Consider the following 19,500-nt stretch of genomic DNA (forward strand, 5'->3'; position numbering starts at 1 on the left):
GCAGAATCGCTTCGACCCGGCGAGAGGGGAATACACCCGACCGTCGGTGTTCAAATTGCTTTTTATTCTAAAATGAAACACCGCCAAGCGAGCGCATAGTGAGCCGAAGGCGAACGGTAGCTCGCTGTGGTCGAGCGCATTCCCCTCTCGCCGGGTCTGCGTGATTCCGCAGGTCGGCGAACGTGCGAATTTTGTGAACTTCGCTTTCATACCCCCATTTCACTTCTAACTCCTTATAATTTTGCAATTGCGTCCTGCTGTGTATGGATACACCCGGGCGCGTGGGAACGGAGTCGAGGGCGTGCACTCCAATAAGCGCCTCATTCGGCAATCGTTCCCGATATGTAAGTGGAACGCCTGGTACGTGCATGGAGTGGCACGCGAGCAGGCTTCCAAGGAAGAAAGGTTGTTTGATGGGAATCAAGCAATACAAGCCGACCAGCGCTGGTCGCCGCTTCCAGACGGTTTCGGATTTCGCCGAAATCACCTGCACGAAGCCCGAGAAGTCGCTGCTTGCGCCGCTGCCTAAGAAGGCCGGTCGCAACAACAAGGGTCGCATCACCACCCGTCATCAGGGCGGCGGCGTGAAGCGTCGTTACCGTATCATCGACTTCAAGCGCAACAAGGACGGCATCCCCGCCAAGGTCGCTACCATCGAGTACGACCCGAACCGTTCCGCCCGTATCGCTCTTCTCCATTACGTTGATGGCGAGAAGCGCTACATCCTTCACCCGAAGGGCCTGAAGGTCGGCGACATGGTTATGTCTGGCTCTGAGGCCGACATTAAGCCCGGCAACTCGCTTGCTCTGGCTGACATCCCTGTTGGTACCCTCATCCATGCAGTTGAGCTGCAGCCCGGCAAGGGTGCTGCGCTGGCTCGCTCCGCTGGTACTTCTATCCAGCTCATGGGTAAGGAAGGCAAGTACGCCATTCTGCGCATGCCCTCTTCTGAGATGCGCCGCGTGCTGCTCACCTGCCGCGCGACTGTTGGCGAAGTCGGCAACGCCGAGCATGCCAACATCAAGATTGGCAAGGCTGGCCGTAACCGCTGGAAGGGTATCCGCCCGACCGTCCGTGGTACGGTTATGAACCCGGTCGACCACCCGCACGGTGGTGGCGAAGGCAAGAACAAGTCTTCGGGACGTCATCCTGTGTCTCCGTGGGGCAAGCCCACCAAGGGCCATCGCACCCGCAACCCGAAGAAGGCTTCGAGCCGCCTGATCATCCGTCGTCGCAAGAAGTAGCGCGAGCTAGAACGCTAAGGAGAAACCGTGAGCAGAAGTTTGAAGAAGGGTCCTTTCGTCGAGCCGCGTCTTCTCGGCCGCATTGCCGCGATGAACGAAGCTGGCGAAAAGCACGTCATCAAGACGTGGTCGCGCTCCTCGACCATCTTCCCCGACATGGTGGGTCACACCATTGCCGTGCACGATGGTCGCAAGCACGTGCCCGTATACGTTACCGAATCCATGGTCGGTCACAAGCTCGGCGAATTTGCGCCTACGCGCACGTTCAAGGGCCACGCCGACAAGAGCAAGAAATAAGTAAGGAGGCAGACCGCACATGGAAGCTAAGGCAGTCGCCAAGTATGTGCGCGTGAGCCCCCGCAAGGCTCGCGTCGTCATCGACCAAGTCCGCGGCAAGGACGTTGTCCGCGCCCGCGAAATCCTGCGCTTCTCGGAGCGCGCTATCGCCGAGACCATTGAGAAGGTTCTCAACTCGGCCGTGGCAAATGCCGAGAACAACCATGGCATGTCCACCGACAACCTGGTCGTGAAGGCCGCGTTCGTCGACGAAGGCCCCACGTTCAAGCGCATTCGTCCTCGTGCAAAGGGCTCTGCCGCTCGCATCCGCAAGCGCACCAGCCACATCACGATCATCGTTGCGCCGAAGGAGGCATAAAGCATGGGTCAGAAAGTTATGCCCACCGGCTTCCGTCTCGGCATCACCGAGGATTGGCGTAGCCGTTGGTATTCCGACAAGGACTACGCGAAGAACCTCGCTAACGACATGGAGATTCGCAAGTTCCTGGACAAGTATCTCGCCAAGGCTGCTGTTGCTAAGGTCGAGATCGAGCGCGCTGGCGACAAGGTGAAGGTCATCATCACCACCGCTCGCCCGGGCGTTGTCATTGGCAAGAAGGGCTCCGAGATCGAGCAGCTCCGCAAGGAACTCGCCAAAATCGTTGGCGGCCCGGTGAACATCGAGGTCATCGAGGTCAAGCGCCCCGAGCTCGACGCCAACCTGGTTGCCCAGTCCATCGCTGAGCAGCTCGAAGGCCGTGTCGCGTTCCGTCGCGCCATGCGCAAGGCTGTTCAGTCCGCTCGCAAGTCTGGCGCTCTGGGCATTCGTATCCAGTGCTCTGGCCGTCTTGGTGGCGCTGAGATGAGCCGCCGCGAGTGGTACCGCGAAGGCCGTGTGCCTCTGCACACCCTGCGTGCGAAGATCGACTACGGCTTCTGCACCGCTGCTACCACGATGGGTTCCATCGGCATCAAAGTGTGGATTTACCACGGCGAAAAACTCCCCGGTGGCAAGACTCCGCAGCCTGCTCTCGAGGGCAACTCTCGTCCGTCGCGCGGCCGTCGCGACCGCAATGATCGCAACGAAAGGGGTGCTAAATAATGCTAGCTCCTAAGCGCATTCGCCACCGCAAGGTGCAACGCGGCTCTATGAAGGGCAAGGCCAAGGGCTACACCCAGCTGCATCACGGCGAGTACGGCATCCAGGCTCTCGAGGCTCACTGGATTACCAACCGCCAGATCGAGGCCGCTCGTATCGCTATGACTCGTTACATGAAGCGTGGCGGTAAAGTTTGGATCACCATCTTCCCCGACAAGCCCATCACCCAGAAGCCGGCTGAAACCCGCATGGGTTCTGGTAAGGGTAACCCGGAAGCTTGGGTTGCTGTCGTCAAGCCCGGCCGCATCATGTTCGAGATCGGCGGCGTCGACGAGGCTACCGCTAAAGAGGCCCTGCGTCTCGCCATTCAGAAGCTTCCTATCAAGTGCAAGATCGTTACCAAGGAATCGGAGGTGGCTGAATAATGAAGGCCGTCGAGATTCGCGAGCTCTCTTCTGACGATCTTACCGTCAAGCTGAAGGAAGCCCGTGCTGAGCTGTTCAACCTGCGCTTCCAGATGGCTACCAGCCAGCTGGACAACACCGCTCGTGTGAAGCAGGTCAAGAAGGACATCGCGCGTATTCAGACCGAAATGCGCGCCCGCGAGATCGCCGCTGCCGGCGCATTGAAATAAGGATTTGGTGGGATAAACATGAGTGAAGAAACCCGTAGCTCCCGCAAGGTCCGTCAGGGCGTCGTTGTTTCCGCGGCGAACGACAAGACCATTGTGGTTGAGATCAAGGAGCGCAAGCCTCATCCTGTCTATGGCAAGATGATGACGAGCACCAAGAAGTTCCACGCTCACGATGAGAACAACGAGGCTGGTCTCGGTGACACCGTCACCATTATGGAGACCCGCCCCATGTCCAAGATGAAGCGTTGGCGCCTCCTCGAGATCGTGGAAAAGGCCAAATAGCCCAAGCGTTGCGTAACTAAACTATCGGAAGGATTGCACAATGATTCAGATGCAAACCATGCTGAACGTTGCCGACAACTCCGGCGCGCGCAAGGTGCAGTGCATCAAGGTCCTCGGCGGCTCCAAGCGCCGCTATGCAGGCCTTGGCGACGTCATCATCTGCAGCGTCAAGGAGGCAGCTCCTAACGGCAGCGTCAAGAAGGGCGACGTTGTCCGTTGCGTCGTCGTTCGCGTGAAGAAGGAAGTCCGTCGCAAGGACGGTTCTTACATCCGCTTTGACCAGAACGCCGCCGTGCTGATCGACAACTCCGGTGCTCCCAAGGGCACCCGCATCTTCGGCCCCGTGGCTCGCGAGCTGCGTGACAAGAAGTACATGAAGATCGTGTCTCTGGCACCTGAGACGCTCTAAGGGAGGTGCACGAAACATGAACAGCATGAAGGTCAAAAAGGGCGACAAGGTTCAGGTCATCGCTGGTAAGGACAAGGGCAAGCAGGGCACCATTCTGCGCTCCGTTCCTACTCGCAACCGCGTTGTCGTCGAAGGCTGCGGCATCGTGAAGAAGGCCGTTCGCCCCACCCAGCAGAACCCCCAGGGCGGCATCATTTCCATGGAAGCCCCCATTCACGTTTCCAACGTGATGCTGGTCTGCCCCTCTTGCGGCAAGCCGGTTCGCACTGGCAAGCGCATCAACGACGAGGGCAAAAAGGTCCGCGTCTGCAAGAAGTGCGGCAAAGACATCGACTAGAAATAGTCCACCGGTTGAATAACCAGTGAATTTTAAGGCGCATCCTGCGGATTTTCTGTGGGATGCGCCTTATGCCGTGTAGAATATGGCCCTGGCTGCCTTAGGCGGGCAGGGACGCAGGGTCGGTAATCCTGCGTTTAATTCATCGACAAAGGAGAAACTTACCAATGGCTACTCCTCGCCTGAAAGAACTGTACAAATCTGAAATCGTCTCCAAGCTGGAGAGCGAGCTCGCTATCGACAACATCAACAAGGTTCCTCGCCTTGAGAAGATCGTTGTGAACATGGGCGTCGGCGAAGCCGCGTCTGACTCCAAGCAGCTCGACGCAGCTATGAACGATATGCGCATCATCACGGGCCAGCAGCCCTGCGTCACCCGCGCCAAGAAGTCCATCGCAGGCTTCCACATCCGCGAAGGCCAGGCTATCGGCTGCAAGGTTACCCTGCGTGGCGACCGCATGTGGGAGTTCCTGGACCGCCTGCTGTCCATGGCTCTGCCCCGCGTTCGCGACTTCCGTGGCATCTCCCCGAAGAGCTTCGACGGCCGTGGCAACTACACCCTCGGCATCACCGAGCAGCTCATCTTCCCCGAGATTGAATACGACAAGATCGATCGTACCCGCGGCATGGACATCACCTTTGTCACCACTGCCGAAAACAACGAACAGGCCAAGGCTCTTCTCGACGCTTTGGGCTTCCCGTTCAAGAAATAGTAATTCATTCGGCAAAATCCGAGTGGAGATAGAGGAAAGAAGGAAAGCATGGCAAAAAAATCGATGATCGCCAAGGCTAATCGCGAGCCGAAGTTCTCGACTCGTGCCTACACCCGCTGCACCCGCTGCGGCCGTCCGCGTTCTGTGTATCGCAAGTTCGGTCTGTGCCGCGTGTGCCTGCGCGAGTTGGCTAGCAAGGGCGAACTCCCCGGCGTGACCAAGGCTTCCTGGTAGGCCCACGCTAGGTGCTTGCCGGTAAGGCGCACACGCCACGGGCGTCATTGCGTACCTCCGGCTGAGCTCATCACGAACCAAAGGAGAATCAAATGACCATTAACGACCCCATCGCAGATATGCTTACGCGCGTGCGTAACGCCAACTCTGCGGGCAAGGCGACGGTCTCGATGCCGTCTTCGAAGAAGCTCGTCGAAATCGCTCGCATCATGACCGAAGAGGGCTATGTCCAGGGCTATGAGATCATTGAGAACTCGCCTCGCGACATTCTCGAGATCACGATGAAGTACGGCGAGAAGAAGGCGAAGACCATTCGCGGCATCAAGCGTATTTCCAAGCCCGGCCTGCGTATTTACGCTGGCAAGGACGAACTGCCCCGCGTTCTCGGCGGCCTGGGCACTGCTATCGTGTCCACCTCCAAGGGCGTCATGGCCGACCGCGACGCTCGCAAGGCTGGCGTCGGCGGCGAAGTTATCGCATACATCTGGTAAGGAAAGGATAGGAGCTTACTATGTCTCGTATCGGCAAACAGCCCATTCCGGTTCCTGCCGGAGTTACCGTTACCATCGAAGGTAACAAAATCACCACGAAGGGCGCCAAGGGCGAACTCTCCTACGAGTTCAACCCCATGATGTCCATCGCTCAGGAAGGCGAGGAACTCATCGTTTCTCGTCCTGACGATTCCCGTGAGGCCAAGGCATTCCACGGCCTTACCCGTTCGCTCGTCAACAACATGGTCGTTGGCGTCCACGAGGGCTACGAGAAGAAGCTCGAGCTCGTTGGCGTTGGCTACCGTGCTGCTCTGAAGGGCAACAGCCTGGAGCTTTCTCTCGGCTACTCCCATCCGGTTGTCGTTGAGGCCCCCGAAGGCATCACCTTCACCGTGCCCGACCAGACGCACATCACCGTTTCCGGTGCCGACAAGCAGGCTGTTGGCCAGACTGCTGCCGTCATCCGTAAATGGCGTGCTCCCGAGCCTTACAAGGGCAAGGGCATTCGTTACGAGGGCGAGCAAGTTCGTCGCAAGCTTGGCAAGGCTGCCAAGGGCGACAAGTAGCTTAAGGTCTGAAGGGATATAAGATGAAGAAACTCCAGAAGAAGCAGGCCGGGCTGGCTCGTCGCCACCGTCGCGTCCGCGGCAAGATTTCTGGCACCGCCGCTCGTCCGCGCCTTTGCGTTACCCGTTCCAACTCGAACCTGTACGTGCAGTTTATCGACGATGTCGCTCATGTGACCATCTGCGGCGAGAGCACCCTGGGCGAGGCTTTCAAGGCTACCGGCAAGTCCGGTGCCAATGTTGAAGGCGCTGCTGCCATGGGCGAAATCGCTGGCAAGAAGGCCATTGAAGCTGGCATCACCGAGGTCGTTTTCGACCGCGGCGGTAACCTGTACCATGGCCGCATCAAGGCTCTGGCCGATGGCGCTCGCGCCGCTGGCCTGAAGTTCTAGGAAAGGGTTTGGATATGACTCCTCGCAAAGAAGAAAAGAAGCAGTCCGCCGTTCCTGAGCTTCAGGAGCGCGTGGTCTACATCAACCGCGTTTCCAAGGTCGTCAAGGGCGGCCGCCGTTTCGGTCTGACGGCTCTCGTTGTCGTCGGCGACGGCGAAGGCCATGTCGGCGTTGGCATGGGCAAGTCTCAGGAAGTGCCTATCGCTATTAAGAAGGGCATCGAAGATGCCAAGAAGAATATGTTCGAAGTTCCTATGAACGAAGACCGTACTCTTCCGCACGACATCATGGGCGAGTTTGGCGCGGGCCGCGTTTACCTCAAGCCTGCTGCCCCTGGTACCGGTATCATCGCCGGTGGCCCGGTTCGTGCTCTGCTCGAGCTCGCTGGCTTCAAGAACGTGTTCGGCAAGTCCCTGGGCTCCTCCAACGCGATGAACATCGTGAAGGCTGCCGCTGAGGGCCTCAAGGAGCTTTCTGCTCCCACCGAGGTTGCTGAGCGCCGCAACATGACTGTTGGCCAGATCTATGGCTGGTCCGAGAAGAAGGAGGCGTAATCATGGCTGAAGCGAAGACTCTTCACATCACCCAGGTTCGCTCCCAGATCGGCCGTCCGGCCGACCAGGGCAAAACCCTGAAGGCTCTGGGCCTTGGCAAAATCGGCCGCACGGTTGAGCAGGCTGATACGCCGTCCATCCGTGGCATGATCTTCAAGGTCAAGCACCTCGTCGAGGTTGTTGAGGACTAAGCCCTCTTCGATTTTCGAACCGAAAGCCCGCTGTTCGCAGCGGGCTTTTTGTGTATATGTTTCGAAATTGTTTCGCTTGCCGACGGTGAACGGTTGTGAATACGCGGTAGGTGTCGCATCGGCTACAATTCTTTGCGCATTGATGTGTCCTCGCTTCATGGAAATGCAGCGAGGACACATCAATCGGATCTATTCCTGCATCGAAAGGGGAGACCAGTGTCGCAATTGAGCGATCTTGGCAAAGAAGCCAAGCATGACTTCGACGAAGTATCTGATTCGAAGAAGGATTTGCCCTGGTATAAGCGGCTCTCGCTCACCACGTGGATCTTTATTGCGTTGGCGTTGGGCGTTGTGGCTGGTATTGCGCTTCAGGGCAATGCTGAATTTGCCACCACGTACATCAAGCCACTTGGCACGATTTTCTTGAACTTAATTAAGATGATCGTCGTTCCGCTGGTCATTTTCACGATGACCGCTGGCGTGATTTCACTTTCTGACATCAAGCGCGTTGGTGCTATCGGCGGCAAAACGATCGTCTACTACCTCGCCACAACGGCATTCGCCATTATCATTGGCTTGGCTATGGCGAATATCCTCAACGTTGGCGGTGGGTATAGCCTGCCTGCCGAGGAGCTTTCGTATGAAGCGAAAGAAGCCCCCTCGTTCATTGACACGATCGTGAACATTTTCCCCTCAAACGTCATCCAGCCTATGGCCGACGCTACGATGCTGCAGGTAATCGTGATTGCCCTTGTCTTCGGCTTCGGCATTATGGCTGCGGGCAAGAAAGCCCAGCCCGTCGCCGATCTCGTGAACAGCATGAGCGAAGTGTGCATCAAGATTATGCATGGCATCATCTGCTTTGCCCCCTTCGGTGTTTTCGGCCTCATTACGCCCGTCATTGCAAGCAACGGGCCCGATATTTTGCTGCCGCTGCTGAAGCTGATTGTGGTTGCATATCTCGCTATGATTCTTCATATGGCGGTTGTGTACTCTGGACTGGTGAAGATTCTCGCCAACGTGAGCCCCGTTCGTTTCTTCAAAGACCAGATGTCGGCTATGGTGTTCGCATTCGCTTCCGCTTCCTCGGTTGGCACGCTGCCTGTAAACATGCAGTGCTCCAAGAAGCTCGGTGTTTCCAATGAAGTCTCGAGCTTCGTTTTGCCGCTGGGCGCCACCATCAACATGGACGGCACCTCGATTTACATGGGAGTGTGTTCCATTTTTATTGCGCAGGTGTTCGGCATCGATTTGACTATCGGCCAACAGTTCACCATCGTGCTTACCGCTGTGCTCGCATCTATTGGTACCGCTGGCGTTCCCGGCTCTGGCATGATCATGCTGGCCATGGTGCTGCAATCGGTCGGTTTGCCGGTCGAGGGCATTGCGCTCGTCGCGGGCGTCGACCGTATCCTCGACATGATGCGCACTACCGTCAACATCACAGGCGACCAGAGTTGTGCCGTGTGCGTTGACGCCATGGAGCGTCGCAAGGCCGAGCGCAAGGCCGCGAAGGCAGCGTAGGCAAAGCCTCCGCGAGCGGAAGTCGGTCCGGTATTCCCAAGACCGCGCTCGCCTACCGCTCGCCTTCGGCTCGCTATGCGCCTCGCTCCTTGGCTTCATTTTAGAAGGAAGAGCATATTTGAAGCTCAGAGGGTCTTGAAGAATGCCGGACCGGCTTCCGCTCGTTTCTTTCGCCTGGTTTGCGAATTCGTGTGTGGTATATTCTCATCGAGCGCGGTCAAAGACGGCCCCGCCCCAAACGGTTCCGGTTGACGTGCTCCGTGCGACAACCTCACGGGTGCAGAACCTATGAATTGAAGAGTCGTCGTGCTTGTGCAGGCGGCTCTTTTCTTGTATTCTTTGAAAGCTTGCGTTTTGGGCGTAGTATGCCCGCAAGCGGTAATGTAGTTTGCCGGCGAGCGAGCTGCCGGCGAAGGCGGGGAAGTCTCCCGCCCGAAAAGCGAAAGGATCCATCATGGAGATTAAAGACCTGGTGCCCGCAGAGGGCTCTACTAAAAACCGTAAGCGCGTTGGCCGCGGTCCCGCTTCCGGCCATGGCAAAACTGCCGGCCGTGGTATGAATGGCCAGCTGTCCCGCTCCGGCGGCGGCAAGCGCCCTGGCTTCGAGGGTGGCCAGACTCCGCTGGCTATGCGCCTCCCGAAGCTCCCTGGCTTTCGCAACTTCAACCGTGTTGAGTACGCTGCCGTCAACGTTTCTCGTCTCGAGCGCAAGTTCGAGGCTGGCGACGTCGTCGACGCCGAGTCTCTGAAGGCTAAGGGCATCATCAAGAAGCTCGACACCCCCGTCAAGGTTCTTGCTGGTGGCGAAATCACCAAGCCGCTCACCATTAAGGTTGACAAAATTTCTGCTGCTGCTGTCGCCAAGATCGAGGCGGCCGGAGGAAAGGTCGAGCAGTCTTGCTAACGTCCATCATTGATGCATTCAAGGTGCCGGAGCTTCGCAAGAAGATTCTGTTCACCTTGGGCATCTTGGCGCTGTACCGCTTCGGCGCGTACGTGCCGGTGCCTGGCATCCCCTTTAAAGAGTTCTCAGACGCTTTTGCTGCGAGCGGCGCGAGCATGACCATGCTCGACCTGTTCACGGGCGGCGCGCTGTCGAACTTCTCGGTGTTCTCGCTGGGCATCATGCCTTACATCACGGCATCCATTATCATGCAGCTGATGCAGGGCGTTATTCCCGCTGTGGGTCGCTGGGCGAAAGAGGGAGAAACCGGTCGCCGCAAGATCACCCAGGTCACGCGTTTTCTGACGCTGGGCCTTGGCTTGATTAACGCTGTCGGCTACCTCTTCCTGTTCAAGAGCTCCGCCTACGGTGTGGTGTTCACGAGCGAGGTCCCCGAGATTCTCACCGACATCATCGTCGTCTTCACGCTCGTTGCAGGTACCGCGTTCATCATGTGGATGGGCGAGCTCATCACGCAGCGCGGCATTGGCAACGGCATGTCTCTCATCATCTTCGTGTCCATCGTCTCTCGCGTTCCCGCGGCTATTTTCAGCAGCGTGAACCTTACGGGCGACACGGGCATGGGCATTGCGGTCACGCTGCTCATCGTGCTCGTGGTGCTGCTGTGCATCCCCGCGATTATCTTCGTGGAACGCGCCCAGCGCCGCATCCCGGTGAACTACGCTAAGCGCGTGCAGGGTCGCAAGATGATGGGCGGTCAGTCCACCTACATTCCCTTGAAGGTGAATGCGGCGGGCGTTATCCCGATTATCTTCGCGAGCTGTTTGATTTACTTCCCGGCTCAGATCGCTGCTCTGTTCAACATTGGTTGGCTTACCGCAGCGGCCGACGCCATGTCGACGGGTTGGATCAACTGGCTGCTTACGCTGGCGCTCATCGTGTTCTTCGCGTATTTCTACACTTCCATGGTGTTCAATCCCGAAGAAACGAGCGACAACCTGCGCAAGCAGGGCGGCTTTATTCCGGGCGTTCGTCCGGGTAGCGCTACCACGCAGTACATCAAGAACGTTATCAATCGCGTGACGTTGCCTGGTGGTCTGTTCATCGCGCTTATCGCGGTTGTTCCGTCGATTTTGTTCTACTTCACCGGCAACCAGCTTATTCAGGCGTTTGGCGGCACTTCGATTCTCATTATGATCGGCGTTGCGCTCGACACCATGAGCAAGCTTGAGAGCCAATTGAAGATGTACAACTACGACGGCTTCTTCAAGTAATCGAAAATGCGGGTCAGGTGGCCCGCATTTTTATTGCGAAATCTAGAGCTCCCTTTGCGGGAGCTCTTTTTGTACAACAATAACGTTGATTTAGCGCGGGGGAACGTAAGGAAATAAAGATTCTCGAATGGCATGCAGAGGCGTTCCCTTTCATAATGCTGGGCTTGTTGGGCTATGCAAGGAAAGGAGCGCGGCGTGATCGAATCGAATGCTCGTGTTGGCTTCGTCGGCGCGGGTAAAGTGGGCACGGCGCTCGGTGAGCTTTTCCGAAGCTGCGGCATTGCGGTTTCTGGATACAGTTCGCTGCTGGCAGAAGACGCGCAGGCGGCGGCTGAGAAAACGGCGTCCGATGCTTATGCGGATGCGGCAGAAGTTGTTGAGGCGTCTGACGTTATTTTCTTCACGGTGCCCGATGGCGAGATTTCCAACGCTTGGAAGAACCTTGTGGCGTCGTATGGCGCCGCGGCGTGCGATGCGCTGTTCGGGAAAATCGTATGCCATTGCTCGGGCGCGCTTCCGGCAGCCGTACTTGCCGATGCAGCGGAATATGGTGCGAAGGCTGTCTCGGTGCATCCGCTTTTCGCGATTTCGGGCGGGGGAAGCGCTCAGGCGAAAATCGGCACTGCGCTTTTCACGCTTGAGGGCGACGAGTCGGCTCTTGCAACGGTGTCGGCCCTGCTTGACGTGTGCGGGGTTCACCATAGGGAAATCGCTTCGAGCGATAAGCCGCTTTACCACGCGGCGGCCGTGTGCGCGAGTAATTTGGCTGTAGGCCTTTTCGCAAGCGCCCAAACGATGCTCGAACGATGCGGCTTCGGCGCCGACGAGGCTCGTGGTGCGCTGCGGTCATTATTCGTGGGCAACTGCGAGTCGATTGCTGAGCGAGGCCCCATTGACGCCCTTACGGGTCCCATTGAGCGCAACGACGCCGAAACGGTCGTGGGGCACCTCATGGCGTTTCGGGAGGACCCAACGCTGTTGAAAGAGCGCGACGCGTATACGGCGCTTTCGCGCGTGGTGGTTGAGGTTGCCGCCGCGAAGCATCCCGAGAGGGATTATTCACATATCGCGGAAATACTCAGGGCCGCACGATAGGTTCTGAAAACGACATGAGGGAAGGAAGAGCTTGGCGTGGGTGCCTCGGCTCTTAAAGAAAGGCGAATACCATGAAGAATACTGCCGCAACGTTTGCCGCCGCCAAGGCGAAGGGCGAAAAACTCTCGATGCTCACTGCATATGACTACTCGACGGCGAAGCTCGAAGACGAGTCGGGCATCAACGGTATTTTGGTCGGCGACTCGCTGGGCAATGTGGTGCTTGGCTACGAAGACACCGTTTCGGTAACCATGGAAGACATGATCCACCATGGCGCTGCCGTCGCTCGCGGCGCGAAAAACGCGCTTGTCGTTGTCGATATGCCGTTCATGAGCTATGAAGTGACCGTCGAGGAGGCCGTGCGCAATGCGGGCCGCCTTATGAAGGAAGGCCGCGCGGGTGCCGTGAAGCTCGAGGGTGGCGTGCGTGTTGCTGAGCAGATTCGCGCGATTGTGAAGGCCGGCATTCCCGTTATGGGTCATATTGGACTTACCCCTCAGTCAATCAACGTGTTTGGCGGCTTCAAGGTGCAGGGCAAAAGCGAGGAAGCCGCCCGTGCTTTGCTCGCCGACGCCAAGGCCGTTGAAGAGGCAGGCGCGTTTGCAGTTGTCATCGAGGCTGTCCCTGCGGCGCTTGCCCAGATGATCACCGATGCCGTTTCGATTCCGACCATCGGCATTGGCGCAGGCGCTGGTTGCGACGGCCAGATTCTTGTGTACCAGGATATGCTCGGCATGTTCAGCGACTTCACTCCGAAGTTCGTGAAACGCTATGCCAATGTGGGCGAAGTCATGCGCGAAGCGTTCGCCAACTATGCGGCCGAGGTGGCCTTGGGCGCGTTCCCCACGGAAGAGCACACCTACAAAATCAAAGATGATGTGCTCGAGAAGCTTTACTAAAGAAAATGGCGCGGCGCCCGAAGGAAAGCGGGCTGCCTCGAATCGATAGATTGCAAGGAGTGCTGGCGCACTCGAACCTTGAAGAAAGAAGAACGATGAAAATCGCTTATACCGTGGAAGACGTTAAGTCGCAGGTTCGCCAATGGAAAAAGGAAGGCCTTACGGTTGGCCTGGTGCCCACGATGGGCTATTTGCATGAGGGCCACGAAAGCCTGATCAAGCGAGCAGTCGCCGAAAATGATCGTGTTGTGGTGAGCGTGTTTTTGAACCCCACGCAGTTTGCCCCCAACGAAGACCTCGCGAGCTATCCCCGCGATTTCGAGGCCGATACGAAACTGTGCGAGGGCGCTGGCGCAGCGCTCGTCTTCCATCCGGAGCCGTCCGAGATGTATGCCGAAGACGCGTGCACGTTCGTTGATATGACGGCTGTCACCAAGGAACTGTGCGGAAAGAGCCGCCCGATTCACTTCCGCGGCGTGTGCACCGTTGTGAACAAGCTCATGAACATTTCTATGGCCGACCGTGCATATTTCGGTCAGAAGGACGCGCAGCAGCTCGCTGTCATTCGCCGTATGGTGCGCGATTTGAATATGAACGTTGAGGTTGTGGGCTGCCCCATCATTCGCGAGGCTGACGGTTTGGCGAAAAGCTCGCGCAACACGTACCTCTCTGAAGAGGAGCGCAAGGCTGGCCTCGTTCTGTCGCAGGCCGTGAAGTTGGGACAGAAGCTCGTCGCCGAGGGCGAGAAGTCTGCGGCGGCGGTCACGGGCGCCATGAGCGAACTCATCTCTGCCGAGCCTCTCGCGAAAATCGATTACGTCTCGATGGTGTCATGGGATTCCATCGAGCCCGTTGAGACCATCGAAGCCCCCGTGCTCGTTGCCATGGCGGTCTACATTGGCAAAACCCGCCTGATTGACAACTTCATTTACGAAGGATAGGTCAGTCGAACTTGTTGGTTTGGCGGGGTGGACATGCGGTTCCGCTTCGGGCAGGTCCTGGCTCGCACGGAAGCCACAATAAGTTCAGCTAAGCTGAACGCGCCCGCTCGGGCGCATGGTTGGGGATTGGAATGCCCAATGGGCATTCCAACGTGCGGAATCTTGCGGAACCTCATATCCACCCCGCCAACCCATTCGTATGGGCTTGCGGCTCTGCCTGGGCTTGCCGTCGAAGGTCGTCTGCGTTCATACCTGCTTTATTTCAATGTGAAACGCAGCCAGGCGAGCGCATAGTGAGCGAAGCGAACGGTAGCGAGCCGTGGCCTTGGACGGCGAGCCCAGGCAGAGCCGCAAGAGGTGTTTGGGACAAAAGAGAACAGGAAACCAATGCAACTTAATATGCTTAAAGGTAAGATTCATCGCGCTACCGTTGTTCAGGCTGAGCTTGACTACGTGGGCAGCATCACCATCGACGAAGACCTCATGGAGGCTTCAGGCATTCTGGAATACGAGAAGGTCCAAATTGTCGATGTGAACAACGGCCAGCGCTTCGAGACGTATGTCATTGCCGGCGAAGCTGGCTCTGGCATGATTTGCCTGAACGGGGCTGCTGCACGCAACGTTTCGGTGGGCGACAAGGTCATCATCATGTGCTATTGCCAGATGTCTCCCGAGGAAGTGTCCGCCAATCCGCCGCGCGTCGTGTTCGTCGACGACGACAACAAAATCGCGCGCGTGACGCGTTACGAAAAACATGGTCTTCTGAAAGACATGGAATAGCAGCACGGGCCGCACATGCGGCCTTCGTTGTTTATAATGCAGTGGTTTGAAAGAGTCGAATGGGGGAGTTCGATATGGTAGATCGCCAGCGCGATTTAGAAGGCAAGCGGGTTTTGGTGACTGCGGGGCCCACGCAGGAAGCCATTGATCCGGTGCGTTTTATTTCCAACCACTCTACGGGCCGCATGGGCTATGCCATCGCCGAGGTGGCGCGCGATCGCGGTGCGCGGGTGGTGCTCGTGAGCGGTCCCGTTTCGCTTGAAGCGCCCGAGGGTGTCGAACTCGTGAGCATCGTGAGCGCGCAAGACCTTTTCGATGCCGTAAGCGCCCGTTATGCCGAGTGCGACGCGGTTGTCGCCGCCGCCGCGGTTGCCGATTATCGTCCGAAAACGGTGGCCGACAACAAGATGAAGAAGAAGGATGGCGACTTGTCCATCGAGCTTGAACGTACGCCCGATACGCTTTCCTGGCTTGGCGCGCATCGTGTGGCCGGGCAGCGTTTGTGCGGCTTCTCGATGGAAACGTGCAATGTGCTCGAAAACTCCCGCGGCAAACTTACGCGCAAAAACGTCGATATGATTTGCGCGAACAGCTTGCGTGAGGAAGGCGCGGGCTTTGGCACGGCAACGAACCATCTCACGCTCATCTCTCGCGAGCACGAGGTCGACCTGCCTATGCTCTCGAAGGCCGATGCGGCCGACGCGCTTTTGACGGAGCTGTTCTCGCTCGACCCGCTTCCCGCGTCGACGGAAGGGGAGTAGCCATGCTGCTTACGGTTGATATTGGCAACACCAATGTGGTGATGGGCCTTATGCCCACGCGCGGCGAGCTCGCGAGCCAGTTGCGTTTTCCCACCGACAAGCGTCGCACGGTGCGCGAGTTCATGGATGGCTTCGAGGCGCTCGTCGCCATGCACGGCTTCGATTTCTCCGATGTGACGGGCGCGGTTGTTTCTTCCGTCGTGCCCGAGCTCACGGAATCGGTCGTGGCTTCGGTTCGCGCGAAAACGAATCTCGAGCCGCTTGTGGTGAACTATAAAATGAATTTGGGGTTCTCCATCGATATGGACACGCCCGAGCGTTTGGGCGTCGACATGATTGCCGACGCGGCGGGCGCCGTGAACGATTACGACGGCGCGCTCGCGATTTTCGACATGGGCACGGCCACCACGTGCTCGGTGCTCACGAGCGATCGCACGTATATCGGCTCCATCATTTATCCTGGCGTCGTGATTTCTCAGGACGCGCTTACTGCGCAGTGCTCGCAGCTGCCGTTCATCAAGTTTGAAAAGCCGAAGGGCCTCATTGGCAAGAATACCGTCGAATGCATGTATTCGGGCGTGTTGTATTCCAACGCGGCTACCATCGATGGCCTGATTGACCGCATCGCCGATGAGCTGGGCGAGCCCGTGACCGCAATTGCGACGGGCGGCGTGAGCCGCATGATCGTTCCCGCGTGTCGCCGCAAAATCGTGCATGACCCGAATTTGCTGCTGAAGGGGCTTTGGGACCTTTACAAGCTGAATGCCTAGCAAAGCAGCTACGGCACGTTTCGAATCTCGGAGCGATTAGCGCCCGTTGGTCGTTGACGGCAAGATTCCGCGCATTGTCTGGGTTTTCTTCACGTGCACGCACAAGCTGATACAATGGGGCCACTGCATAAGTTGAAAGGACTTACGAATGAATATCGTTTTGTTGGGCGCCCCGGGCGCCGGCAAGGGTACGCAGGCCGCCAAGCTGGTTGAGGAATTCGCCACGCCCCATATTTCCACGGGCGACATCCTGCGCGCTGCGGTAAAGAACCAGACCGAGCTCGGCAAAAAGGCCAAGGGTTACATGGATGCGGGCGACCTGGTTCCCGATAGCCTGATCATCGACCTCATGGACGAGCGCTTGCGCGAGCCCGACTGCGAGAAGGGCTTCATTCTCGACGGTTTCCCGCGCACCACGGCCCAGGCTGTGGCCCTCGACGACATGCTGGTCCGTCTCGAGCGCCCGCTCGATGCCGCCCTGCTCGTTGATGTTGACCCCGAGGTCATCATCAAGCGTCTCACCGAGCGTCGCTGCTGTAAGGAATGCGGCTACATCGGCACCGCTGCCGACGCCACCTGCCCGAAGTGCGGCGGCGAAATGTATCAGCGCGATGACGACAACGAGACCACGGTTCGCAACCGCCTCGACGTCTACGCCAAGAGCACGAGCCCCCTTATCGACTACTACAAGGGTAAGGGCCTGCTGAAGAGCGTTGACGGCGATCGCCCGGTCGACACCGTCTATGTCGACGTGAAAGCCCTGCTTGGCCTGTAACTCGGGATTTCGAACACGTTTCTTCATAGAGCATCCCTTATGGGGTGCTCTTTTTTATCGATTGGCTCATGCCTCTTTTTTGTTTCGCGTATGGGACTCATCGGCGTCGCGCCATTCGGCCTGCGACCTTGGGTATAATGCGCTCCATGCATGCTTTCTTGACATTACTTGGCGAGTTCATCGCCATCCATCATGCGCGGTTGCGACACTTCGCGAAGGTTGCCTGCGTTATTTTGCTGTGCGCCGCGGCGCTTGAGGTCGTGGTATTCAATTTCAACCATTGGCGCAGCCTTACCTGGCAGCCCATCACGGCGAACGAGCAGTCGAACCTGCAGGAAACAGCCGACGAGCGCCTGCGCATCTCCGCTATCGACAATACGATTGAATTCGATTACGTCGGCGTGCCCGTGCACAATATCAAGCTTGATTTTTCAGGGAATCAGTCAGCGCAAAACGTGCCTGTGAAAATCTGGTTTACCGATGACGCGCATTCGACGTATTTCGATGACGACGAGTACACGGCTGGCGTGCCGGTTACGTATGTCTCCACGAACAACGAAGAGAGCAAATACCTCAATATCAATGCTTCGGGATCGGTGTATAAGCTGCGCATTCAAGTGGGCATCGACGATGGGGAGACGAAGGTCACCTATCCGCTGTATCTGTCGAAGGTCGTGCTCAACGCGCCCGAGCCGTTCAGCTTCAGCGGCGAGCGCTTCTTGTTTGCGGCCTGCATCATGGCGCTCATATACGCGTTTCGCCCCAAGTCGAGCCTCTATCGCACGCAGCTGCGCGAGCACCCGCGTCGCACCAAAATCGCGGTCATCGGCGTTGCCGCGGTGGAGATTTTGGTTGGTGCGGCGTTTCTGCTGTTCGGCACGAACCTCGTGGGCGTTGCCACACAACATTACAACTCGGGTTCGTGGGATGGCGTGAGCGTTGTCAATGTGTTTGAATGCGGCGGCGAAAATGCGCAGCAATACGCCGAGCTTGCGAAATCAATGACGCACGGCAAGCTATATTTGGAAGAAGAGCCGCCTAACTGGCTGCAGAATATGGATGACCCGTATGACCGCGGCGCCCGCGACCAGCTGGTGAAAGAAACCGGCGAGAACTACTTGTGGGATACTGCATATTACGAAGGCCACTACTACGTGTACTTCGGCGTGGTGCCGGTGTTGCTGTTCTATTTGCCGTTCTATCTTGTTACGGGAGCGAATTTCCCTACGGCGATCGGTGTGCTCATCGGCATGGTGTTTTTCATCGTGGGCCTTTCGGCGCTGCTCGACCGCTTTGCCCGCTACCACTTCAAACGCATGACGACCGGCGTGTTCCTGCTGCTGCAAATCGCGATTGTGACGTGCTGCGGCATGCCGTATTTGCTGAAGTTCCCCACGTTCTATTCGCTGCCTATTATGTTGGCGCTCGCGTTTTCGGTGTGGGGCCTGTATTTCTGGATGGTGGGTCGCAGCCATAAACGCCCCGAGGGCTTCTACTTGGCGGGGTCGCTGTGCATGGCGCTCGTGGTAGGGTGCCGCCCGCAGCTTGTGCTGCTGAGCTTCTTGGCGTTTCCGCTGTTTTGGCGCATGTACATTACCGAAGGCCGCATTCGCACGGTGGCGGGCGCTCGCCAGTTTGCGTGCCTTATCGCGCCTTATATCGTGGTGTGCGCGGGCATCATGTGGTACAACAAGGCCCGCTTCGGCAGCCTGTTCGATTTCGGCGCGAACTACAACCTCACGGTAAACGACATGACGAAGCGCGGTATGGCGGTGGGCCGTATCGCCCCCGCGTTGTTCGCGTATTTGTTCCAAACTCCCGCGACTACGGGCGTATTCCCTTATTTGCAGGCTGTCGCGTTCGATACCACCTATTTGGGACAAACGGTTAAGGAAGTTACGTTCGGCGGCATTTTCGCCGTGCTCCCCATTTTGTGGGTGCTTCCGTTCGCTCGGCGTATTTTGCAAATGCGTATCAACCAGCGTAAAACGCGTACGGTGGCAGGCGTTATTGGCGTGCTCATTGGCATCGGCGTGCTTATCGCTGTGGCCGATGCGGAAATGGCGGGCATTCTGCAGCGCTACTTCGCTGACTTCAGCATCATGTTCCTTATGGCGGCGGTATTGCTGCTGTTCATCGTGAACGAAAACATCGAAAACGGCTCGAAGGCGCATGCGGTATTCGTGCGTGTGTTGCCTGTGGCGGTTGCGATTGGCGTGGCCTATACGGTGCTCTTGTGCATCACGGCAGAAACGGGTTGGGTATCGGATGCCTACCCATGGGCATACCAAGGCCTGCTCGAGACGTTTCAATTCTGGACGTAAAGAGCCGCTCTGGCGTCTGGGCGGATGATGC

27 protein-coding genes are annotated in these 19,500 nt (G+C 57.6%); all 27 read left to right on the top strand.

Features of this window, described 5'->3' with window-relative positions:
• Positions 1 to 413 precede the first annotated feature (413 nt).
• The 27 genes from rplB (at position 414) to DMP05_RS00350 (ending at position 19,469) form a co-directional block, all read left to right on the top strand.
• Entirely contained in the window at positions 414 to 1,244 is an 831-nt protein-coding gene (gene rplB, locus DMP05_RS00220; RefSeq protein ID WP_114614839.1) for a 50S ribosomal protein L2, read from the top strand.
• A 27-nt stretch (positions 1,245 to 1,271) separates the two neighbouring features.
• Positions 1,272 to 1,541, top strand: coding sequence for a 30S ribosomal protein S19 (gene rpsS, locus DMP05_RS00225; protein ID WP_114614840.1), 270 nt, complete (start codon positions 1,272 to 1,274; stop codon positions 1,539 to 1,541).
• 19 nt (positions 1,542 to 1,560) lie between these two features.
• Positions 1,561 to 1,899, top strand: a complete 339-nt coding sequence (gene rplV / locus DMP05_RS00230) for a 50S ribosomal protein L22 (protein WP_114614841.1) — start codon at positions 1,561 to 1,563, stop codon at positions 1,897 to 1,899.
• 3 nt (positions 1,900 to 1,902) lie between these two features.
• Positions 1,903 to 2,622: a 30S ribosomal protein S3 gene (gene rpsC / locus DMP05_RS00235; RefSeq protein WP_114614842.1), complete on the top strand. Its 720-nt coding sequence runs from the start codon at positions 1,903 to 1,905 to the stop codon at positions 2,620 to 2,622.
• Positions 2,622 to 3,044 (top strand): 50S ribosomal protein L16, encoded by a 423-nt coding sequence (rplP, locus tag DMP05_RS00240; RefSeq protein WP_114614843.1) that lies wholly within the window; start codon positions 2,622 to 2,624, stop codon positions 3,042 to 3,044. The genes rpsC and rplP overlap by 1 nt, the downstream gene beginning before the upstream one ends.
• On the top strand, positions 3,044 to 3,253 hold the full coding sequence (gene rpmC, locus DMP05_RS00245) for a 50S ribosomal protein L29 (protein ID WP_114614844.1): 210 nt from the start codon (positions 3,044 to 3,046) through the stop codon (positions 3,251 to 3,253). Before rplP ends, rpmC begins: the two co-directional genes overlap by 1 nt.
• 18 nt (positions 3,254 to 3,271) lie before the next feature.
• Positions 3,272 to 3,535, top strand: a complete 264-nt coding sequence (gene rpsQ / locus DMP05_RS00250) for a 30S ribosomal protein S17 (RefSeq protein ID WP_123218657.1) — start codon at positions 3,272 to 3,274, stop codon at positions 3,533 to 3,535.
• A 40-nt stretch (positions 3,536 to 3,575) separates the two neighbouring features.
• Positions 3,576 to 3,944: a 50S ribosomal protein L14 gene (gene rplN, locus DMP05_RS00255; protein WP_114614846.1), complete on the top strand. Its 369-nt coding sequence runs from the start codon at positions 3,576 to 3,578 to the stop codon at positions 3,942 to 3,944.
• Between the two features lie 16 nt (positions 3,945 to 3,960).
• Entirely contained in the window at positions 3,961 to 4,281 is a 321-nt protein-coding gene (gene rplX / locus DMP05_RS00260) for a 50S ribosomal protein L24 (protein ID WP_114614847.1), read from the top strand.
• Between the two features lie 167 nt (positions 4,282 to 4,448).
• Positions 4,449 to 4,994 carry a 50S ribosomal protein L5 gene (gene rplE, locus DMP05_RS00265; protein ID WP_114614848.1) on the top strand — a complete coding sequence of 182 codons (546 nt, stop codon included), beginning with the start codon at positions 4,449 to 4,451 and terminating at the stop codon, positions 4,992 to 4,994.
• Positions 4,995 to 5,042: 48 nt separating this feature from the next.
• Positions 5,043 to 5,228 carry a type Z 30S ribosomal protein S14 gene (locus tag DMP05_RS00270; RefSeq protein WP_114614849.1) on the top strand — a complete coding sequence of 62 codons (186 nt, stop codon included), beginning with the start codon at positions 5,043 to 5,045 and terminating at the stop codon, positions 5,226 to 5,228.
• A gap of 92 nt (positions 5,229 to 5,320) precedes the next feature.
• The gene (gene rpsH, locus DMP05_RS00275; RefSeq protein ID WP_114614850.1) at positions 5,321 to 5,719 is read left to right on the top strand and encodes a 30S ribosomal protein S8; all 399 of its coding nucleotides are present in this window, start codon (positions 5,321 to 5,323) and stop codon (positions 5,717 to 5,719) included.
• A gap of 20 nt (positions 5,720 to 5,739) precedes the next feature.
• Positions 5,740 to 6,285 carry a 50S ribosomal protein L6 gene (rplF, locus tag DMP05_RS00280; protein WP_123218658.1) on the top strand — a complete coding sequence of 182 codons (546 nt, stop codon included), beginning with the start codon at positions 5,740 to 5,742 and terminating at the stop codon, positions 6,283 to 6,285.
• A gap of 23 nt (positions 6,286 to 6,308) precedes the next feature.
• Positions 6,309 to 6,677, top strand: a complete 369-nt coding sequence (gene rplR, locus DMP05_RS00285) for a 50S ribosomal protein L18 (protein ID WP_123218659.1) — start codon at positions 6,309 to 6,311, stop codon at positions 6,675 to 6,677.
• A gap of 14 nt (positions 6,678 to 6,691) precedes the next feature.
• On the top strand, positions 6,692 to 7,231 hold the full coding sequence (rpsE, locus tag DMP05_RS00290) for a 30S ribosomal protein S5 (protein ID WP_114614853.1): 540 nt from the start codon (positions 6,692 to 6,694) through the stop codon (positions 7,229 to 7,231).
• A gap of 2 nt (positions 7,232 to 7,233) precedes the next feature.
• Positions 7,234 to 7,422 (top strand): 50S ribosomal protein L30, encoded by a 189-nt coding sequence (gene rpmD / locus DMP05_RS00295; protein ID WP_123218660.1) that lies wholly within the window; start codon positions 7,234 to 7,236, stop codon positions 7,420 to 7,422.
• Between the two features lie 216 nt (positions 7,423 to 7,638).
• Entirely contained in the window at positions 7,639 to 8,946 is a 1,308-nt protein-coding gene (locus DMP05_RS00300; RefSeq protein WP_211326822.1) for a dicarboxylate/amino acid:cation symporter, read from the top strand.
• 454 nt (positions 8,947 to 9,400) lie between these two features.
• On the top strand, positions 9,401 to 9,850 hold the full coding sequence (rplO, locus tag DMP05_RS00305) for a 50S ribosomal protein L15 (protein ID WP_114614855.1): 450 nt from the start codon (positions 9,401 to 9,403) through the stop codon (positions 9,848 to 9,850).
• On the top strand, positions 9,844 to 11,124 hold the full coding sequence (gene secY, locus DMP05_RS00310) for a preprotein translocase subunit SecY (protein ID WP_123218661.1): 1,281 nt from the start codon (positions 9,844 to 9,846) through the stop codon (positions 11,122 to 11,124). Before rplO ends, secY begins: the two co-directional genes overlap by 7 nt.
• 174 nt (positions 11,125 to 11,298) lie before the next feature.
• Positions 11,299 to 12,219: a Rossmann-like and DUF2520 domain-containing protein gene (locus DMP05_RS00315; protein WP_123218662.1), complete on the top strand. Its 921-nt coding sequence runs from the start codon at positions 11,299 to 11,301 to the stop codon at positions 12,217 to 12,219.
• A 71-nt stretch (positions 12,220 to 12,290) separates the two neighbouring features.
• Positions 12,291 to 13,118 (top strand): 3-methyl-2-oxobutanoate hydroxymethyltransferase, encoded by an 828-nt coding sequence (panB, locus tag DMP05_RS00320; RefSeq protein WP_123218663.1) that lies wholly within the window; start codon positions 12,291 to 12,293, stop codon positions 13,116 to 13,118.
• Between the two features lie 95 nt (positions 13,119 to 13,213).
• The gene (gene panC / locus DMP05_RS00325; RefSeq protein ID WP_114614859.1) at positions 13,214 to 14,059 is read left to right on the top strand and encodes a pantoate--beta-alanine ligase; all 846 of its coding nucleotides are present in this window, start codon (positions 13,214 to 13,216) and stop codon (positions 14,057 to 14,059) included.
• A 387-nt stretch (positions 14,060 to 14,446) separates the two neighbouring features.
• Complete coding sequence (gene panD, locus DMP05_RS00330) at positions 14,447 to 14,839, top strand: aspartate 1-decarboxylase (RefSeq protein ID WP_114614860.1); 393 nt, start codon at positions 14,447 to 14,449, stop codon at positions 14,837 to 14,839.
• A gap of 59 nt (positions 14,840 to 14,898) precedes the next feature.
• Positions 14,899 to 15,600, top strand: coding sequence for a phosphopantothenoylcysteine decarboxylase domain-containing protein (locus DMP05_RS00335; protein WP_123218664.1), 702 nt, complete (start codon positions 14,899 to 14,901; stop codon positions 15,598 to 15,600).
• A 2-nt stretch (positions 15,601 to 15,602) separates the two neighbouring features.
• Positions 15,603 to 16,370 (top strand): type III pantothenate kinase, encoded by a 768-nt coding sequence (locus DMP05_RS00340; protein ID WP_123218665.1) that lies wholly within the window; start codon positions 15,603 to 15,605, stop codon positions 16,368 to 16,370.
• Positions 16,371 to 16,518: 148 nt separating this feature from the next.
• A complete protein-coding gene (locus DMP05_RS00345) occupies positions 16,519 to 17,145 on the top strand; it encodes an adenylate kinase (protein WP_114614863.1) in 627 nt (208 codons plus the stop codon).
• A gap of 146 nt (positions 17,146 to 17,291) precedes the next feature.
• Positions 17,292 to 19,469, top strand: a complete 2,178-nt coding sequence (locus DMP05_RS00350) for a cytochrome C oxidase Cbb3 (RefSeq protein WP_123218666.1) — start codon at positions 17,292 to 17,294, stop codon at positions 19,467 to 19,469.
• The last annotated feature ends 31 nt before the right edge of the window (positions 19,470 to 19,500 follow it).

This window comes from Slackia isoflavoniconvertens (genome assembly GCF_003725955.1).
GTDB lineage: Bacteria > Actinomycetota > Coriobacteriia > Coriobacteriales > Eggerthellaceae > Slackia > Slackia isoflavoniconvertens.

Excerpts from the sequence above, each read along its gene's own strand:
- rplB (WP_114614839.1), top strand. The coding sequence starts at position 414 with ATGGGAATCAAGCAATACAAGCCGACCAGCGCTGGTCGCCGCTTCCAG.
- rpsE (WP_114614853.1), top strand. The coding sequence starts at position 6,692 with ATGACTCCTCGCAAAGAAGAAAAGAAGCAGTCCGCCGTTCCTGAGCTT.
- rplO (WP_114614855.1), top strand. The coding sequence starts at position 9,401 with ATGGAGATTAAAGACCTGGTGCCCGCAGAGGGCTCTACTAAAAACCGT.
- DMP05_RS00315 (WP_123218662.1), top strand. The coding sequence starts at position 11,299 with ATGCAAGGAAAGGAGCGCGGCGTGATCGAATCGAATGCTCGTGTTGGC.
- rpsQ (WP_123218657.1), top strand. The coding sequence starts at position 3,272 with ATGAGTGAAGAAACCCGTAGCTCCCGCAAGGTCCGTCAGGGCGTCGTT.
- rpmD (WP_123218660.1), top strand. The coding sequence starts at position 7,234 with ATGGCTGAAGCGAAGACTCTTCACATCACCCAGGTTCGCTCCCAGATC.
- panB (WP_123218663.1), top strand. The coding sequence starts at position 12,291 with ATGAAGAATACTGCCGCAACGTTTGCCGCCGCCAAGGCGAAGGGCGAA.
- panC (WP_114614859.1), top strand. The coding sequence starts at position 13,214 with ATGAAAATCGCTTATACCGTGGAAGACGTTAAGTCGCAGGTTCGCCAA.
- DMP05_RS00270 (WP_114614849.1), top strand. The coding sequence starts at position 5,043 with ATGGCAAAAAAATCGATGATCGCCAAGGCTAATCGCGAGCCGAAGTTC.
- rplR (WP_123218659.1), top strand. The coding sequence starts at position 6,309 with ATGAAGAAACTCCAGAAGAAGCAGGCCGGGCTGGCTCGTCGCCACCGT.
- rplX (WP_114614847.1), top strand. The coding sequence starts at position 3,961 with ATGAACAGCATGAAGGTCAAAAAGGGCGACAAGGTTCAGGTCATCGCT.
- DMP05_RS00335 (WP_123218664.1), top strand. The coding sequence starts at position 14,899 with ATGGGGGAGTTCGATATGGTAGATCGCCAGCGCGATTTAGAAGGCAAG.
- DMP05_RS00350 (WP_123218666.1), top strand. The coding sequence starts at position 17,292 with ATGCATGCTTTCTTGACATTACTTGGCGAGTTCATCGCCATCCATCAT.
- rplF (WP_123218658.1), top strand. The coding sequence starts at position 5,740 with ATGTCTCGTATCGGCAAACAGCCCATTCCGGTTCCTGCCGGAGTTACC.
- rplN (WP_114614846.1), top strand. The coding sequence starts at position 3,576 with ATGATTCAGATGCAAACCATGCTGAACGTTGCCGACAACTCCGGCGCG.
- DMP05_RS00340 (WP_123218665.1), top strand. The coding sequence starts at position 15,603 with ATGCTGCTTACGGTTGATATTGGCAACACCAATGTGGTGATGGGCCTT.
- rplP (WP_114614843.1), top strand. The coding sequence starts at position 2,622 with ATGCTAGCTCCTAAGCGCATTCGCCACCGCAAGGTGCAACGCGGCTCT.
- rplV (WP_114614841.1), top strand. The coding sequence starts at position 1,561 with ATGGAAGCTAAGGCAGTCGCCAAGTATGTGCGCGTGAGCCCCCGCAAG.
- panD (WP_114614860.1), top strand. The coding sequence starts at position 14,447 with ATGCAACTTAATATGCTTAAAGGTAAGATTCATCGCGCTACCGTTGTT.
- rplE (WP_114614848.1), top strand. The coding sequence starts at position 4,449 with ATGGCTACTCCTCGCCTGAAAGAACTGTACAAATCTGAAATCGTCTCC.
- rpsC (WP_114614842.1), top strand. The coding sequence starts at position 1,903 with ATGGGTCAGAAAGTTATGCCCACCGGCTTCCGTCTCGGCATCACCGAG.
- DMP05_RS00345 (WP_114614863.1), top strand. The coding sequence starts at position 16,519 with ATGAATATCGTTTTGTTGGGCGCCCCGGGCGCCGGCAAGGGTACGCAG.
- rpmC (WP_114614844.1), top strand. The coding sequence starts at position 3,044 with ATGAAGGCCGTCGAGATTCGCGAGCTCTCTTCTGACGATCTTACCGTC.
- rpsH (WP_114614850.1), top strand. The coding sequence starts at position 5,321 with ATGACCATTAACGACCCCATCGCAGATATGCTTACGCGCGTGCGTAAC.